The sequence below is a fragment of the Amycolatopsis sp. NPDC004772 genome (assembly GCF_053601215.1).
The window spans coordinates 84,947-98,356 of sequence record NZ_JBSGBK010000016.1 but is presented as its reverse complement, the minus strand read 5'-3'; the positions used below and the strand labels follow the sequence as shown (position 1 = coordinate 98,356).

Below are 13,410 nucleotides of genomic sequence, written 5' to 3'. Positions count from 1 at the left end.
CGTTCCGCGGAGTCCGCGCGACGTCGCGCGGAGGTTACCGACGAGTACACCATACCGTCGGTACGTCAGCTGTCCAGCGTGATGTGAATAAAATTCACGTATTGGGTGGGTTCAGTGGCGGCAGCTGGTAGTTCGGCTCGGTCGGTTCCTGCCGGTCCGGGTGCGGCTGCGCCTGGGTGACGCCGCCGTAGGGATCGTCGGGCTGCGGCGAGGGAGACGCCGTGCTGCCGTACGAGGGCGGTGGCTGCGGGCCGGTCTGCGGCGGGGCCTGCGCGGGGAACGGCTGCGACGGCGGATATCCCTGGTACGGCTGTGCGAACTGCGGCGGCGCCGGGTACGGCCTCGACGGCTGCTGGTACGGCCCCGGTGGCGGCCCGGCGGGAGCCGCGGCGGGGGCCTGCCGCCCGGCCAGTGCCGCGGACACCAGCGCCAGCAGGGCGACGATCCCGCCGCCGACCAGCAGCCAGAACCCGATCCCGGTCAGATAGTGGGACTTGACCGTCCCTTCGTCGGACTCGTAGCTCAACGTCGCCGAGACGTCCATGCCGAGCATCCACACCGCCGCGGTCACCCCGGCGGCGCCCGCCACCAGGGCCGTCCGCGCGGCCGAGCGCACACCGGGTTTCGCGGAGCGGCGCGCGCCGGCGAACGCCAGCCCGGCCCCGGCCAGCAGCACGACCGAGGCGGCGGTCAGCGGGATGCCGTACCGGGCGACGTGCGTCTGCTCGTAGAACTTCTTCGCCTCCTCGCCGGGTTCGACGGCGAACGAGCGCGACCAGGCGCTGATCGTCTGGCTGCTCTCGGTCTTGCCGTCCACCACCTGCTCGAACGACGTCTGCGGCAGGAACGACCCGGTGATCACCAGCGCCGCGGCGAGGATGCCGAGGATCGCGGCGAACAGCCGGAAGACGGCACCCGGATCGGCCGGCGGCTGCGCGGGCGGCGGGCCGTAGGGGTACGGGTACGGGGCGGCGGTCATCGGAACTCCCCTCGTTCGGAGGGGATTGGACCACGAAATCGCCTGCGGGATAAGGGGCAAAGCGCCCTGGTGGGGCCGCGCTGGTCAGCTCGGCGCAGCGGTGGCGTCCTGGTAGAGCAGGACGGCGATGCGCTTCCACTCGTCCAGGAGCTGCCGGCGCCGGTTCGGGTCGCCGCCGAGCTCGGCGTCCAGCGCCAGCCCGCGGGTGAGGTTCACGGTGAGCCAGAACAGCATTTCCGCGCGTTCCGGCGGGAGTTCGCCGGCGACCTGCGTGACGTGCTCGAGCGTGGCGCGGCCGAGCGCGCGGTCGACCGGGCGGATGGCCGCGCGCAGCTCGGGATCGGTGCGGGCGGCGACCCAGAGCTCGGTGACGGCGGTCGAGAGCGTGCCGGAGTAGCCGGCCCACAGCAGGTCGATGGCCGCGGCGACCCCGTTGCCGCCGCCGGGCAGCTCGTCCAGCGACGCCGCGAGCTGGCGGCGCAGCTTCGTCGTCAGGTGCTCGACCGCGGCCGCCATCAGCTCGGCCTTCGCGGTGAAGTGGTGCTGCACCGCGCCCTTCGACACACCCGCGCGGGCGCAGATCTCCGGCACCGATGTGCGCGCGTAGCCGACCTCGACCAGGCAGTCGATGGTCGCGTCGAGCAGGGCGGTGCGGGTCTGCTCGCGCCGCTGCGCCTGGGTGCGGTGCGTCGTCTCGGTCACCGCGGCCTCCCACCTTTACCTACGGGCCGGTACGGATGTACATTCCGATCAGAACTTACATGCTGATCGGAATGTTTTCCAGCAGGAGGGTCCCGTGCCACTGCAACTGCCGAAGAGCTCGTGGAGCACGACCGAGCTCGACGACCTCCGCGAACTCGCGCGGTCCTTCCTGCAGAAGGAAGCCGTTCCGCACCAGGAGCGCTGGGCGGCGGAGAAGAAGGTCGACCGCGAGCTCTGGACGAAAGCGGGCGAGGTCGGCCTGCTCTGCCTGTCCATCCCCGAGGAGTACGGCGGCGGTGGCGGCACCTTCGCGCACGAAGCCGTCCTCTACGAAGAGCAGGCGCGGGCCGGGGACAGCGCGTGGGGCGTCACCGTCCACAACGGAATCGTCGCGCACTACCTGCTCGCCTACGCCTCGGACGAGAAGAAGCGCGCGTGGCTGCCGAAGCTGGCCAGCGGCGAGATGGTCGGCGCGATCGCGATGACCGAGCCCGGCACCGGCTCCGACCTGCAGGGCATCAAGACGCGCGCGGTCCGCGACGGTGACCACTACGTCATCAACGGCGCCAAGACCTTCATCACCAACGGCCTGCACGCCGACCTCGTCGTCGTCGCGGTGAAGACCGACCCGGACGCGGGCGCGCAGGGCGTCTCGCTGATCGTGGTCGAGACGGACACGCCGGGCTTCCGTCGCGGCCGCGTCCTCGACAAGGTGGGGCTCAAGGGCCAGGACACCGCGGAGCTGTTCTTCGACGACGTCCGCGTGCCGGCCGCCAACCTGCTCGGCGACGCCGAGGGCCAGGGCTTCTTCCAGCTGATGCTGCAGCTGCCCCAGGAACGGCTGATCATCGCCGTCACCGCGGTGGCCGGGCTGGAGGCGGCGGTCGACCTCACGCTCGAGTACACCAAGGAGCGCACCGCGTTCGGCCGGCCGATCTTCTCCTTCCAGAACACCAAGTTCACCCTCGCCGAGGCGGCGACCGAGGCCGCGGTGGCGCGCGCGTTCCTCGACCAGTGCATCGAACGCCACCTGCGCGGTGAGCTCGACGTCCAGGGCGCGGCGATGGCGAAGCTGTGGACCACCGAGCGCGTCAACAAGGTGATCGACGACTGCGTGCAGCTCTTCGGCGGCTACGGCTACATGACGGAGTACCCGATCGCACGTGCCTGGGCCGACGTCCGGATCTCCCGGATCTTCGGCGGCACCAGCGAAATCATGAAGGAAATCATCTCCCGCTCGCTCTGAAAGGGTCCCGCTCATGAAGGCAGGTCCGCTCGGCGGCCTGAAGGTGGTGGAGCTCGCGGGTCTCGCGCCCGGGCCCTTCGCCACGATGATCCTCGCCGACCTCGGCGCCGACGTCGTCCGCGTCGACCGCGCGCAGCCGGGGGAGGACGTGCTCGGCATCGGCACCGATCCGCTCGCCCGCGGCCGCCGGTCCGTCGGCATCAACACCAAGACGCCCGAAGGCGTCGAACTGGTGCTGAAGCTGTGCGACACGGCCGACGTCCTCATCGAGGGCTTCCGACCCGGTGTCGCCGAACGCATCGGGCTGGGCCCCGACGTCGTGCACGCCCGGAACCCGCGGCTGGTCTACGGCCGGATGACCGGCTGGGGTCAGGACGGGCCGCTGGCCACGGCGGCCGGGCACGACATCAACTACATCGGCATCGCCGGTGCGCTGGAGCCGATCGGGCGCGCGGGGGAGCGGCCGGTGCCGCCGCTCAACCTCGTCGGCGACTTCGGCGGCGGTGGCCTCGTGCTGGCGATGGGTGTCCTGGCCGCGCTGTACGAGCGGAACACGTCCGGCCGCGGCCAGGTCGTCGACGCGTCGATGGTCGACGGCGCGGCGCTGCTCACCACCAGCCTGCACGGCATCAAGGCGGCCGGGCTCTGGTCGGAGGAGCGTGGCGAGAACATGCTCGACGGCGGCGCGCCGTTCTACGACACGTACGAGACCGCGGACGGCAAGTACGTCGCCGTCGGCGCGATCGAGATGCGGTTCTGGGGCGAGCTGGTCAAGGTCCTGGAACTGGACCCGGCGGAGCTGCCGCTGCACATCGACAAGACGCAGTGGCCGCGGCTGCGCGAGATCGTCGCGGGCGCGATCGCCAAGCACACGCGCGACGAGCTCGTGGCGCGCGCGTCCGGCACCGACGCGTGCCTGACACCGGTGCTGTCGCCGTCGGAAGCGGCGTCGCACCCGCACAACGCGGCGCGCGGCACGTTCGTCGAGATCGGCGGCATGGTCCAGCCGGCGCCGGCCCCGCGGTTCGACCGGACCCCGCCGTCGACGCCGGAAGCCCCGCGCGCCAAGGGATCCGACACCGAAGCCGTGCTCGCCGAGCTGGGCGTCACCGACCTGGACGCCCTGCGTGCGGCGGGGGTGATCGCCTAGGTCTTCGCCAGGTCGGAGCGCACGACCGCGTAGACGACGTGGTCGCGCCACTCGCCCTCCCGGAAGCCGTAGCCGCGAAGCACGCCTTCGCGGGTGAAGCCGGCTTTCTCGAGCGAGCGCTGTTCGGCGCGGTTGCCGGTCTCGGTCGTCGCTTCGACCCGGTTGAGCTGGGTGTGGGCGAAGAGGTAGTCGACGAGCAGGCGCTGGGCCTCGGTGCCGTAGCCGTGGCCGCGTGCTTCCGGCGCCAGGACGAGGCCCATGTTCCAGCAGTAGGACGTCGGCCCGGTGCGGGTCCGGTGCCAGGAGACGAGCCCGAGGACGCGGCCGCCGAGCGTCGGCACGAGCATCCCGGTCTCGGCGGTGAGCATCCCGGTCTCCAGCCACCGGCGGCGCAGGTAGCCGGGATCGTGCCAGCCGAACCACTGGTGCTCCCCGGCGGCGACGGGATCGTTGGTCAGCTGTTCCAGCAGCCCGAGGTCGCTTTCGGCCACCGGCCTCAGCTCGACCCCGGCCCCGTCGTCATCCATCCGGCGACCTTATCGGCCGCTTGACCGGAACCGGCAAGCCCGAGCCGCCCGCATCGCCCGGTCGAAGCACCCCCGGTCACCCGGAGCCACCGCCCGCGGAAAGAGGCACCACCCGTGATCCGCGGGGCATCACCCGTGATGCCCGCCGGGTCACGTGAAGGTGCCGTGGCGGCCTTCGCCGCCGGCGAAGCGGGCCGCACCCTCGACCGCCTCCGCTGCCAGGGTGCCCGGGCCCATCGCCGTGGCGAACTCGGCTGCCAGCGCGTCCGGTTCGGACTCGCCCCACTGGGCCAGTACCGAACGGCGGTCGCCGCGCAGGCAGGCCTGGGGGAACGCCGCCAGCCGGCGGGCCAGCTCCTGCGCCGCCGTCACCGCCTCGCCCGCGGGGACCAGCCGGTTGGCCAGGCCGATCTCGAAGGCTTCCGACGCGTCGACCGGCCGGCCCGTCAGGATCAGGTCCATCGCGCGGGACTGGCCGATCAGGCGCGGCAGGCGGACCGTCCCGCCGTCGATCAGCGGGACGCCCCAGCGGCGGCAGAACACGCCGAACACCGCCGTCGCGTCCGCGACCCGCAGGTCGCACCACAGCGCCAGCTCGAGCCCGCCCGCCACGGCCGGACCGTGCACGGCCGCGATCACCGGCTTGCCGAGGGTCATCCGGGTCGGTCCCATCGGGCCGTCCCCGTCCGGGTGAGTGCGGTTCATCCGGTCGGTGCCGATCGCCTTGAGATCGGCTCCCGCGCAGAACGCGCCGCCGGCTCCGGTCAGCACCGCGACGGCCGCGTCCGGGTCGGCGTCGAACGCGCGGAAGGCGCCGGCCAGCTCCGCCGCCGTGGGCCCGTCGACGGCGTTGCGCGCCGCCGGGCGGTCGATGGTGATCGTCGTCACCGGGCCGTCCCGCTGCACCAGCACATTCGGAGACATCGCCGCTCCCGGGGTGATCGAGGTGTCTTCCACGCACGCCTTCCCTACAGTATTGGGGTGGCCACTCCCAGGACGGGGACGGCGAGCCGGGGAGGAAGCGCATGTCGGGCGGCGTCAAGAAGATCCTCATCGTGGGCGTGGTCGCGCTCGTGCTCTTCCTCCTGATCACCCAGCCCACCCAGTCCGCCGACTTCGTGCACCGCGTGCTCGGCTGGCTCAAGGACGGCGCCGAAGCGATCGTCACGTTCTTCCGGGCCCTCTTCTCCTGACCTGCTACTCCTCGGTACCGGGGCCGCCACGGGCGGTGCCGGTGACTACCGTGCGTGTTAACGGACGGTAAATCACCCAGTGTCACCAATCTCGGATTTCGGACTCGAACACTCGACCATCCGGGTGGATTGCGGCCGAAAACGCGCAGGTCGTCGAATTCGTACCACCCGGGGTCTGGCGAAGACGACCACCCCGGCCCTACGGTGCTCACATTGCGTGATCGGGTGGTTCGCCATCCCCCCGGAGAACCCCGGTACGCAGGCAGTTTCCACTCAGCAAGGTGCAGGTTGGTGCGTGCGGCACCACCGCGTGGGACAGGTGTCAGGGCCTGTCCGTCGGGGACCTACAAGGAGGCAGGGATGACCGGAGATCCCGGAGTGGACGCGTTGATCCGGCAGTGGGCCGCCGAGCGCGAGAGGACTCCCGAGGAGCAGGAGGTCGACCGCATCGCTTCCGCGTGGCTGGCCGACGCACCCGCGCAGGCCCCGGGCATCCCCGGCCAGCGCGCCCGGACCGGGCAGTCGCGGTTCGTCCCGGTGGAGTCGGCCGACCCCGGCTACCTCGCCGCGATGCGCAGCCGGCTGCCGGAGGTGCCCGAAGAACTCCTCACCGCCGCCGCGGGCTGGTGGCAGATGGTCGGCGGCGTCGCCGAGGCCGAGGAGTGGTGGGACGCCGGCATCAGCCCGCTCGACCAGCGAGCCCTCGACTACCGGGCGGCCGGTCTCGCGCCGTCCGACCTGAGCCGACGGCTCGGGCCGATGACCGTCCTGCAGCACCTGCGCCGCGGCAGCGCCCCGGCCTGGTGCGTCGCGCGCCTCGCGCGGCAGCAGAAATCCGCCTGACGAGTCGTTTTCCACTCGGCCGGGTGACCCGGCGTGGTGAGACGATGGCGACGGCCCGCGTAACGCTAACCTGCGCGGGCTCGTTGACAGTTCGTCGAGATCACGCTGGAGGACCGGAGTTTCGTGCGCACCAGGACCGGAAAGACCGAGGACGACCCGATCGGCGCTGATGCCGAGGAAGCCGTTCCCGCCCCACCGGCACCGCGCTCTCCGGGCGTGGCCGTGCTCACCCGGCTGCTCGTGGTCCTCGCCGTGCTGGCCGTGGCCGGCGGCGGGATCTGGCTGGTGACCCGCGCCTCGACGCCCGAGGCGAGCCCGACCACCACCGAAATCCCCGCGTTGCAGATCAAGGCGGCCGACGTCCGCCCGGGCTCGGTCGCCCCGGCCGGTGGTGCGGTGGCGGGCGGGGCCGAGCAGCAGACGTCGCCCCAGCAGGCGCAGAGCACGGGCCCGGCCACGCTTTCCCAGTGGGCGGCCCAGGTCGCGGCGGCCACCGGCGTCCCGGCGCGGGCCCTGCAGGCGTACGGCAACGCCGAGCTGGCGCTGCGCGCGGACCAGCCGGGCTGCAAGATCTCGTGGGCCACGCTCGCGGGCATCGGCCGCATCGAGTCCAACCACGGCCAGTACGCGGGCGCGGTCCTCGGCGGGGACGGCCGCCCGTCCAAGCCGATCATCGGCGTCCCGCTCGACGGCTCGGCGGGCGTCCAGGCCATCGGCGACACCGACGGCGGCCGCTACGACGGCGACGCCGGGGTCGACCGGGCGGTGGGCCCGATGCAGTTCATCCCCGGAACGTGGCGCAAGTGGGCCTCGGACGGCAACGGCGACGGCCTCGGCGACCCCCAGCAGATCGACGACGCCGCCCTGGCCGCGGCGCGGTACCTGTGCGCGGGTGGGCGGGACATGGCCGCTCCGAGCGGGTGGTGGGCGGGGATCCTGTCGTACAACAACTCGACGGAGTACGCGCAGAAGGTGTTCGGGCTGGCGGACGGGTACGCGAAGGCCGCTCAGGCGGCGCGCAAGCAGGGCTGAGAGCCCGGCCACCTCGTCCGCGACCGCGCGACGTCTCTCAGCAGGCCAGTGCTAGCGTCGAAGCGTGCCAGCCTCCGAGACCGCCTCCCCCTGGGGACGCCGGATCGCGATCGTCGCGGCCTGCCTGGTGAGCCTGCTCGTCTGCTGTGGGCTCGCCTGGTGGCAGTGGGACCGCTTCACGTCGGCGAACGGCACCTTCCAGAACCTCGGCTACGTCCTGCAGTGGCCGCTGTTCGGGCTCTTCCCCGCCTTCATGTTCTGGCGGATCCGCCGGCTCCGGCTGAAGGCCGAAGCCGACGGCACCGCGGACGAGACGCCGAAGGCCGCGGTGAAACCCGAGGTGCCCGCTCCGCGTCCCCGCCCGGACACCAAGCTCACGGACGAGGACGAGGAGCTGGCTGCGTACAACCGTTACCTTCGCGAGCTGCACGCTCGCGACGGGCAGACCGCAGAGTGAGGACGACCCCGATGACCACCAGCACCGAAGGCGCCCGGACAGCCGTGCCGCTCGCCGGCCCCCTGGCCCGGTTCCGCACCGCCGCCTACGTCACCGGTGTCGGCCTGCTCGGCCTGTGCTTCGTCATGGTGCTGCGCTACGGCTTCGACAACCCGACGCCGTCCGCGGTCTACTCGCCGATCCACGGCGTCCTCTACATGATCTACCTGGTGCTCACCATCGACCTGGCGATCAAGGCCCGCTGGTCGATCAAGGGCACCGTGCTCGTGCTGCTGGCCGGCTGCGTCCCGTTCGTCTCGTTCCTCGTCGAGCGCCGGGTGACGCACAAGGTCAAGGCCGGGCAGAAGCTGTAACCCGGCGGAACGTCAGCGCCACCAGCACCGAGCCGGCCGCGACCAGGGCGGCCGTCGCGAACGCCGCCGTCATGCCGTCGACCGTGAGCTGAGCTCCGGTCGTGCCCGCCGAGCGGGTGACCGAGCCGAACACCGTGATCAGGATGCCCAGCCCGAGCGTGCTGCCGACCTGCTGCATCGTCTGCAGCACGCCGCCCGCGGCGCCCGCGTCCTCGGCCGGCACGGTGGCCATCACGATCACGTTCAGCGGCGCGAACGCCAGCCCGACGCCGAGCCCCACCAGCAGCAGCGGGCCCAGCAGCGCCGGGAAGTACGCGCTCCCGGTCGTGAGCAGGGCGAGCCAGCCGACGCCGGCGACGATCAGCAGGGATCCGGTGATCGTCAGCGGCTTCGGCCCGTAGCGGGGGAGCAGCCGCGGCACGAGCCGGCTCATCGTGAAGATCAGCGCCGCCATCGGGAGGAACGCGAACCCGGTGGCCAGCGCGGCGTAGTGCCGGATGTCCTGCATGAACTGCGTCAGGAAGAAGAACATCGACATCATCGCCATCGGGCCGAGGAAGAAGTTCACGTAGGCCGCGCTGCGGTTGCGGTCGGCGAACAGCCGCAGCGGGACCAGCGGCGTGGCCGTGCGGGCTTCGATGGCGACGAACCCGGCGAGCAGGGCCAGGCCGCCGGCGAGCGAGCCGAGCGTCACCGCGTTGCCCCAGCCGTCGGACGCGGCGTGGGTGAAGGCGAACACCAGCGCCCCGACGCCGAGGGTGCCGGTGACCGCGCCCGGCAGGTCCAGGGGGGCGCGACGGCGTTCGGGTTCGGCCACGAACCGCGGGGCGAGCAGGGCGATCGCCAGTCCGAACGGGACGTTGATGAACAGCGCCGCGCGCCACGAGATCCACTCCGTCAGCAGGCCACCGACGATCAGGCCGATCGCGAAGCCGCCGCTCGACATCGCCGAGAACAGCGCCAGCGCACGGACGCGGGCCTTGGCTTCGGTGAACGTCGTCGTGATCAGCGCCAGGGTGCTCGGACCGGCCATGGCGGCGCCGACGCCCTGCAGCGCGCGGGCGGCGATGAGCAGCGCGGCCGAGTCGGCGAGGCCGCCGGCCAGCGAGGCCACCGTGAACACGGCGGTGCCCGCGACGAACATCCGCCGCCGTCCGAACAGGTCACCGGCCCGGCCGCCGAGCAGCAGCAGGCCGCCGAAGACCAGGCTGTAGGCCGTCATCACCCAGGACAGGCCGGTGGGGGTGAAGCCGAGGTCGGCCTGGATGCGCGGGAGCGCGACGTTGATCACCGTCGCATCGAGGACGAGCATGAGCTGGCAGGTCAGGATGATCGCGAGGACCAGCCCGCGGTGCCGGGGCGGCGCGGGTGTGGGCGCGCGGTCGAGCGTCTGGTGCGACAAGGGATACTCCCCCAAGGAGTAAGAGAAGAAGCGGAGAGGTTCTCCACTTGGGTGCGATCCGATAATATGGAGAGCGTCTCCGGATGCGCAAGTGAATTCGGAGAATCTCTCCGGTTAAGTGGCGAGGAGGCCGGGATGCCCGAGGCGGGTGAGCGTCCGATGCGGGCGGACGCGCGACGCAACTACGAGCGCATCGTCGCGACGGCGAAGGACCTCTTCACCACCCACGGCGCCGACGTGCCGCTGGACGACGTCGCCAAGAAGGCCGGCGTCGGCGCGGGCACCCTCTACCGGCACTTCCCGACCCGGGAGAAGCTGTTCGAAGCGGTCTACCGCGAGGAGATCACGGTGCTCGCCGACCGCGCCTTCGTCCTGCACGACGAGCTGCCGCCGTGGGAGGCGCTGGAAGCGTGGCTGCTCGCCCAGGTGACCTGGGTCGTCGAGCGGCACAAGCTGGCGACGATCCTCAAGGAGTCCATCGACTCCGGCTCGGAGACCTTCCAGTACTGTCAGAAGCGGCTTCGCGAAGCGACCGGAGTGCTCGTCGAAGCCGCGCAGGAGGCCGGGCTGGTCCGCCCGGACGTCGTCGGCGCGGACGTCCTGCGGCTCGGCCACGGCGCCGGGATGGCGGTGCGCAACTGCAGCCCGGAGGACGGCAAGCGCGTGCTGAACGTGATCCTGGACGGCCTGCGCGCCTGACGCAGGCCGTCCCCGGGATCAGCTGCCGATGCCGGTCATCGACCGGACTTCCATCTCCGCCTGCTTCTCCGCGTCCGCCTTCGGCCGGCCCACCAGCGTCCCGACGAAGCCGCAGAGGAACGAGAACGGGATCGACACCAGGCCCGGGTTCTTCAGCGGGAACCAGGCGAAGTCGATGCCCTTGAAGATCGAGTCCGGGGCCCCCGAAACGACCGGCGAGAACAGCACCAGCAGCAGGCACGCGATCAGGCCGCCGTACATGCCCCACAGCGTGCCGGCGGTGTTGAACCTCTTCCAGAACAACGAATACAGCAGTGTCGACAGGTTGGCCGACGCTGCCACCGCGAACGCCAGCGCCACCAGGAACGCGACGTTCTGCCCGTTCGCCAGCACCCCGCCGACGATGGCCAGCGCGCCGACCGCGATCGCGGTCATCCGGGCCACCCGGACCTCGTCGGCCGGTTCGGCCTTGCCGCGCTTGAAGATGTTCGCGTAGACGTCGTGGGCGAACGAGGCCGACGCGGTGATCGTCAGCCCGGCCACCACCGCGAGGATCGTCGCGAACGCCACCGCGGCGATCACGCCCAGCAGCAGCGTCCCGCCGATGTGCAGGGCGAGCAGCGGTGCCGCCGAGTTCTCCCCGCCCGGGGCGCTCTTGATCTCGTCCGAGCCGACCAGCGCGGCCGCGCCGAAGCCGATCACCAGCGTGCAGACGTAGAAGATGAGCATGCAGACCGTCGCCCAGACGACCGAGCGGCGCGCTTCCAGGGAGTTCGGCACGGTGTAGAAGCGCATCAAGAGGTGGGGGAGCGAAGACAGGCCGAGCACCAGGGCCAGCGCGAGCGACACGAAGTCGAGCTTGGTGGTGTCGTCCTTGCCGTAGGAGCCGCCCGGTTCGAGCAGGTGCTCGCCCAGCGGGCTCTTCTCGGTTGCGGCCGACAGCAGGTTCGAGAAGTCGAAGCCGTACTTGCCGAACAGGAACACCGCCATCAGCACCACGGCGAGCATCAGCACGCCGGCCTTGATGATCTGCACCCACGTGGTGCCCTTCATGCCGCCGACCAGCACGTAGACGACCATGACCAGGCCGACCACGCCGATCACCAGCGCCTGCCCGAGCCGGGTGTGGATGTCGAGCAGCAGGGCGACCAGGCCGCCGGCGCCCGCCATCTGCGCCAGCATGTAGAACAGCGAGATCACCAGCGTCGACGTCGCCGCCGCGGCCCGGACCGGGCGCTGGTTCATCCGGAAGCTGATGACGTCGCCCATCGTGAACCGGCCGGTGTTGCGCAGCAGCTCGGCGATCAGCAGCAGGTCGACCAGCCAGGCGACCAGGAAGCCGATGGAATAGAGGAAACCGTCGTAGCCGTGGACGGCGATCGCGCCCGCGATGCCGAGGAACGACGCCGCCGAGAGGAAGTCGCCGGAGAGCGCGATGCCGTTCTGGCGGCCGGTGAAGGCGCTGCCGGCGGCGTAGTAGTCCGACGTCGAGGAGTTCCGGCTGCCGGCCCGGTAGACGACGTACAGCGTGATCGCCACGAAGAGGGCGAACACCACCGTGTTGACGACGGGGTCGCTGGCGGTCAGGCCGCCCGCCGCGAGCGCGGTCATCGGCGCTTCCCTTCCGCCAGGCCCGCGCGGGCCCGCAGTTCGGCGACTCGAGGGTCGAGCCGGCGGCGCGCGTAGCGCAGGTAGAGCCAGGTGATCAGCGCGGTGCTGACGAACTGGCCGAGGCCGAGCAGGATGGCCACGTTGACCTGGCCGAACACCTTGCGGCTCATGAAGTCGTGCGCGTACGCGGCCAGCAGCACGTACGTCATGTACCAGGCGAAGAAGGCGAAGCTCAGCGGGAAGACGAACCAGCGGAACCGGCGGCGCAGCGAGACGAACTCGGGGCTGGCCTGGATCGCGGTGTAGTCGGGGCCCGAGGGGGCGGCGGACCGGCGGGGCAGGCCCCCGGCGGGGTCGGGCCCGGCGGGCAGGACCGGGATCCGGCTCGTCTCCTCGAGGGCGTTGCCCGGCGTGGGCCGCGCTACGTCGTACATGGGTGCCTCCGGCAGGTGCCTCCGTGGCGGCGGGCCCCGGGCGCCTGCGAGCAGGGCGCCGGGCCGCCCTTGCGGACTGCGAGGGCACATCGTAACTACGCCATCCGGCGGTAGGTGAAGGCGCCCGGACCGTCCGGTCGGTCCGGACGGCGGTATTCGTTTTCCTCTCGATCGCGTCGAATGGGTGACCGGGGAGAACGCACCGCGGAGAACGTCCGCAATGCCGAAAAGAATTGTGACGGGACGTTGTCGAGGACCAAGCGGACTGCGGCAAACGGGGGAATGACGCTGGTCGTCTCGCCGAGCTGGTCACTGAAAGTAGCCGGATCGCGGGCTTGATCCTGCTCGCGGGTGTCTTCCGATGTGGGAGCGGCGGCGAAGATCCACTGGTCAGCGTAGGGTTCCGAAAGAAATCACCAGGTCGGGGCCGGGGAACGCGCAACGCCACAACATCGGGCACATCTTGAGACTTGACCCACCCGTTGGTGGTACGCAGTGTAGATCGACCGAGGGATGCTGCTACCCTGCCTGGGCTAATCGGGTGACGGCCGGATGCGAGGGGCCCACAGTCCGGTAACCGGAATTCCCTCTTCGGGGAACGGTGGGACGGAATGTCCACGCCGGTGGTCGGTCGTGAAAGCACTTTTCGCAGGTCAGCGCCCGAACGGGGAACACAATTGACCGGCAGGACTCCGGGGGTACGATTCTTTGGCCCAGCTGACCGCAGCGATCGATTGGCGCCGATAAAGTTGATCTCGATCACCGTGCACAACGCAACTTGC

15 protein-coding genes are annotated in these 13,410 nt (G+C 71.1%); 8 read left to right on the top strand and 7 right to left on the bottom strand.

Going from position 1 to position 13,410, the window contains the following annotated elements:
- Positions 1 to 94: 94 nt before the first annotated feature.
- Positions 95 to 979, bottom strand: coding sequence for a hypothetical protein (locus tag ACWEF6_RS13400; protein WP_449683161.1), 885 nt, complete (start codon positions 977 to 979; stop codon positions 95 to 97).
- A gap of 84 nt (positions 980 to 1,063) precedes the next feature.
- A complete protein-coding gene (locus tag ACWEF6_RS13395; protein WP_449683160.1) occupies positions 1,064 to 1,681 on the bottom strand; it encodes a TetR/AcrR family transcriptional regulator in 618 nt (205 codons plus the stop codon).
- A 94-nt stretch (positions 1,682 to 1,775) separates the two neighbouring features.
- Between ACWEF6_RS13395 and ACWEF6_RS13390 the strand changes: the two genes are divergently transcribed.
- Together ACWEF6_RS13390 and ACWEF6_RS13385 are read left to right on the top strand one after the other, a co-directional pair.
- Positions 1,776 to 2,927 (top strand): acyl-CoA dehydrogenase family protein, encoded by a 1,152-nt coding sequence (locus ACWEF6_RS13390; RefSeq protein ID WP_449683159.1) that lies wholly within the window; start codon positions 1,776 to 1,778, stop codon positions 2,925 to 2,927.
- Positions 2,928 to 2,940: 13 nt separating this feature from the next.
- Entirely contained in the window at positions 2,941 to 4,077 is a 1,137-nt protein-coding gene (locus ACWEF6_RS13385; protein ID WP_449683158.1) for a CaiB/BaiF CoA transferase family protein, read from the top strand.
- On the opposite strand, the gene ACWEF6_RS13380 is transcribed toward ACWEF6_RS13385, so the two are convergent.
- Both ACWEF6_RS13380 and ACWEF6_RS13375 read right to left on the bottom strand, forming a co-directional pair.
- Positions 4,074 to 4,604 carry a GNAT family N-acetyltransferase gene (locus ACWEF6_RS13380; protein ID WP_449683157.1) on the bottom strand — a complete coding sequence of 177 codons (531 nt, stop codon included), beginning with the start codon at positions 4,602 to 4,604 and terminating at the stop codon, positions 4,074 to 4,076. The two genes, ACWEF6_RS13385 and ACWEF6_RS13380, sit on opposite strands and share 4 nt — an antisense overlap.
- Positions 4,605 to 4,754: 150 nt before the next feature.
- Entirely contained in the window at positions 4,755 to 5,528 is a 774-nt protein-coding gene (locus ACWEF6_RS13375; RefSeq protein ID WP_449683156.1) for a crotonase/enoyl-CoA hydratase family protein, read from the bottom strand.
- 101 nt (positions 5,529 to 5,629) lie between these two features.
- Here ACWEF6_RS13375 and ACWEF6_RS13370 point away from each other — a divergent pair, with 101 nt between their 5' ends.
- The 5 genes from ACWEF6_RS13370 (at position 5,630) to ACWEF6_RS13350 (ending at position 8,482) form a co-directional block, all read left to right on the top strand.
- Positions 5,630 to 5,797 carry a hypothetical protein gene (locus tag ACWEF6_RS13370; RefSeq protein ID WP_014466828.1) on the top strand — a complete coding sequence of 56 codons (168 nt, stop codon included), beginning with the start codon at positions 5,630 to 5,632 and terminating at the stop codon, positions 5,795 to 5,797.
- Positions 5,798 to 6,157: 360 nt separating this feature from the next.
- Positions 6,158 to 6,640 carry a hypothetical protein gene (locus ACWEF6_RS13365; RefSeq protein ID WP_013224355.1) on the top strand — a complete coding sequence of 161 codons (483 nt, stop codon included), beginning with the start codon at positions 6,158 to 6,160 and terminating at the stop codon, positions 6,638 to 6,640.
- A 123-nt stretch (positions 6,641 to 6,763) separates the two neighbouring features.
- Positions 6,764 to 7,672, top strand: coding sequence for a lytic transglycosylase domain-containing protein (locus tag ACWEF6_RS13360; protein ID WP_449683155.1), 909 nt, complete (start codon positions 6,764 to 6,766; stop codon positions 7,670 to 7,672).
- Between the two features lie 64 nt (positions 7,673 to 7,736).
- Positions 7,737 to 8,129 carry a hypothetical protein gene (locus tag ACWEF6_RS13355; RefSeq protein ID WP_449683154.1) on the top strand — a complete coding sequence of 131 codons (393 nt, stop codon included), beginning with the start codon at positions 7,737 to 7,739 and terminating at the stop codon, positions 8,127 to 8,129.
- A gap of 11 nt (positions 8,130 to 8,140) precedes the next feature.
- Positions 8,141 to 8,482 (top strand): DUF3817 domain-containing protein, encoded by a 342-nt coding sequence (locus tag ACWEF6_RS13350; RefSeq protein ID WP_043783479.1) that lies wholly within the window; start codon positions 8,141 to 8,143, stop codon positions 8,480 to 8,482.
- Here ACWEF6_RS13350 and ACWEF6_RS13345 read toward each other — a convergent pair.
- Positions 8,460 to 9,884, bottom strand: coding sequence for an MFS transporter (locus ACWEF6_RS13345; protein WP_449683153.1), 1,425 nt, complete (start codon positions 9,882 to 9,884; stop codon positions 8,460 to 8,462). The two genes, ACWEF6_RS13350 and ACWEF6_RS13345, sit on opposite strands and share 23 nt — an antisense overlap.
- 135 nt (positions 9,885 to 10,019) lie before the next feature.
- Between ACWEF6_RS13345 and ACWEF6_RS13340 the strand changes: the two genes are divergently transcribed.
- On the top strand, positions 10,020 to 10,583 hold the full coding sequence (locus ACWEF6_RS13340; protein ID WP_310974780.1) for a TetR/AcrR family transcriptional regulator: 564 nt from the start codon (positions 10,020 to 10,022) through the stop codon (positions 10,581 to 10,583).
- 18 nt (positions 10,584 to 10,601) lie between these two features.
- Here the strand turns inward: ACWEF6_RS13340 and ACWEF6_RS13335 are convergent, their stop codons facing one another.
- Positions 10,602 to 12,194, bottom strand: a complete 1,593-nt coding sequence (locus ACWEF6_RS13335; protein WP_449683152.1) for a solute symporter family protein — start codon at positions 12,192 to 12,194, stop codon at positions 10,602 to 10,604.
- Entirely contained in the window at positions 12,191 to 12,628 is a 438-nt protein-coding gene (locus tag ACWEF6_RS13330; RefSeq protein ID WP_449683151.1) for a DUF485 domain-containing protein, read from the bottom strand. The genes ACWEF6_RS13335 and ACWEF6_RS13330 overlap by 4 nt, the downstream gene beginning before the upstream one ends.
- Between the last annotated feature and the right edge of the window lie 782 nt (positions 12,629 to 13,410).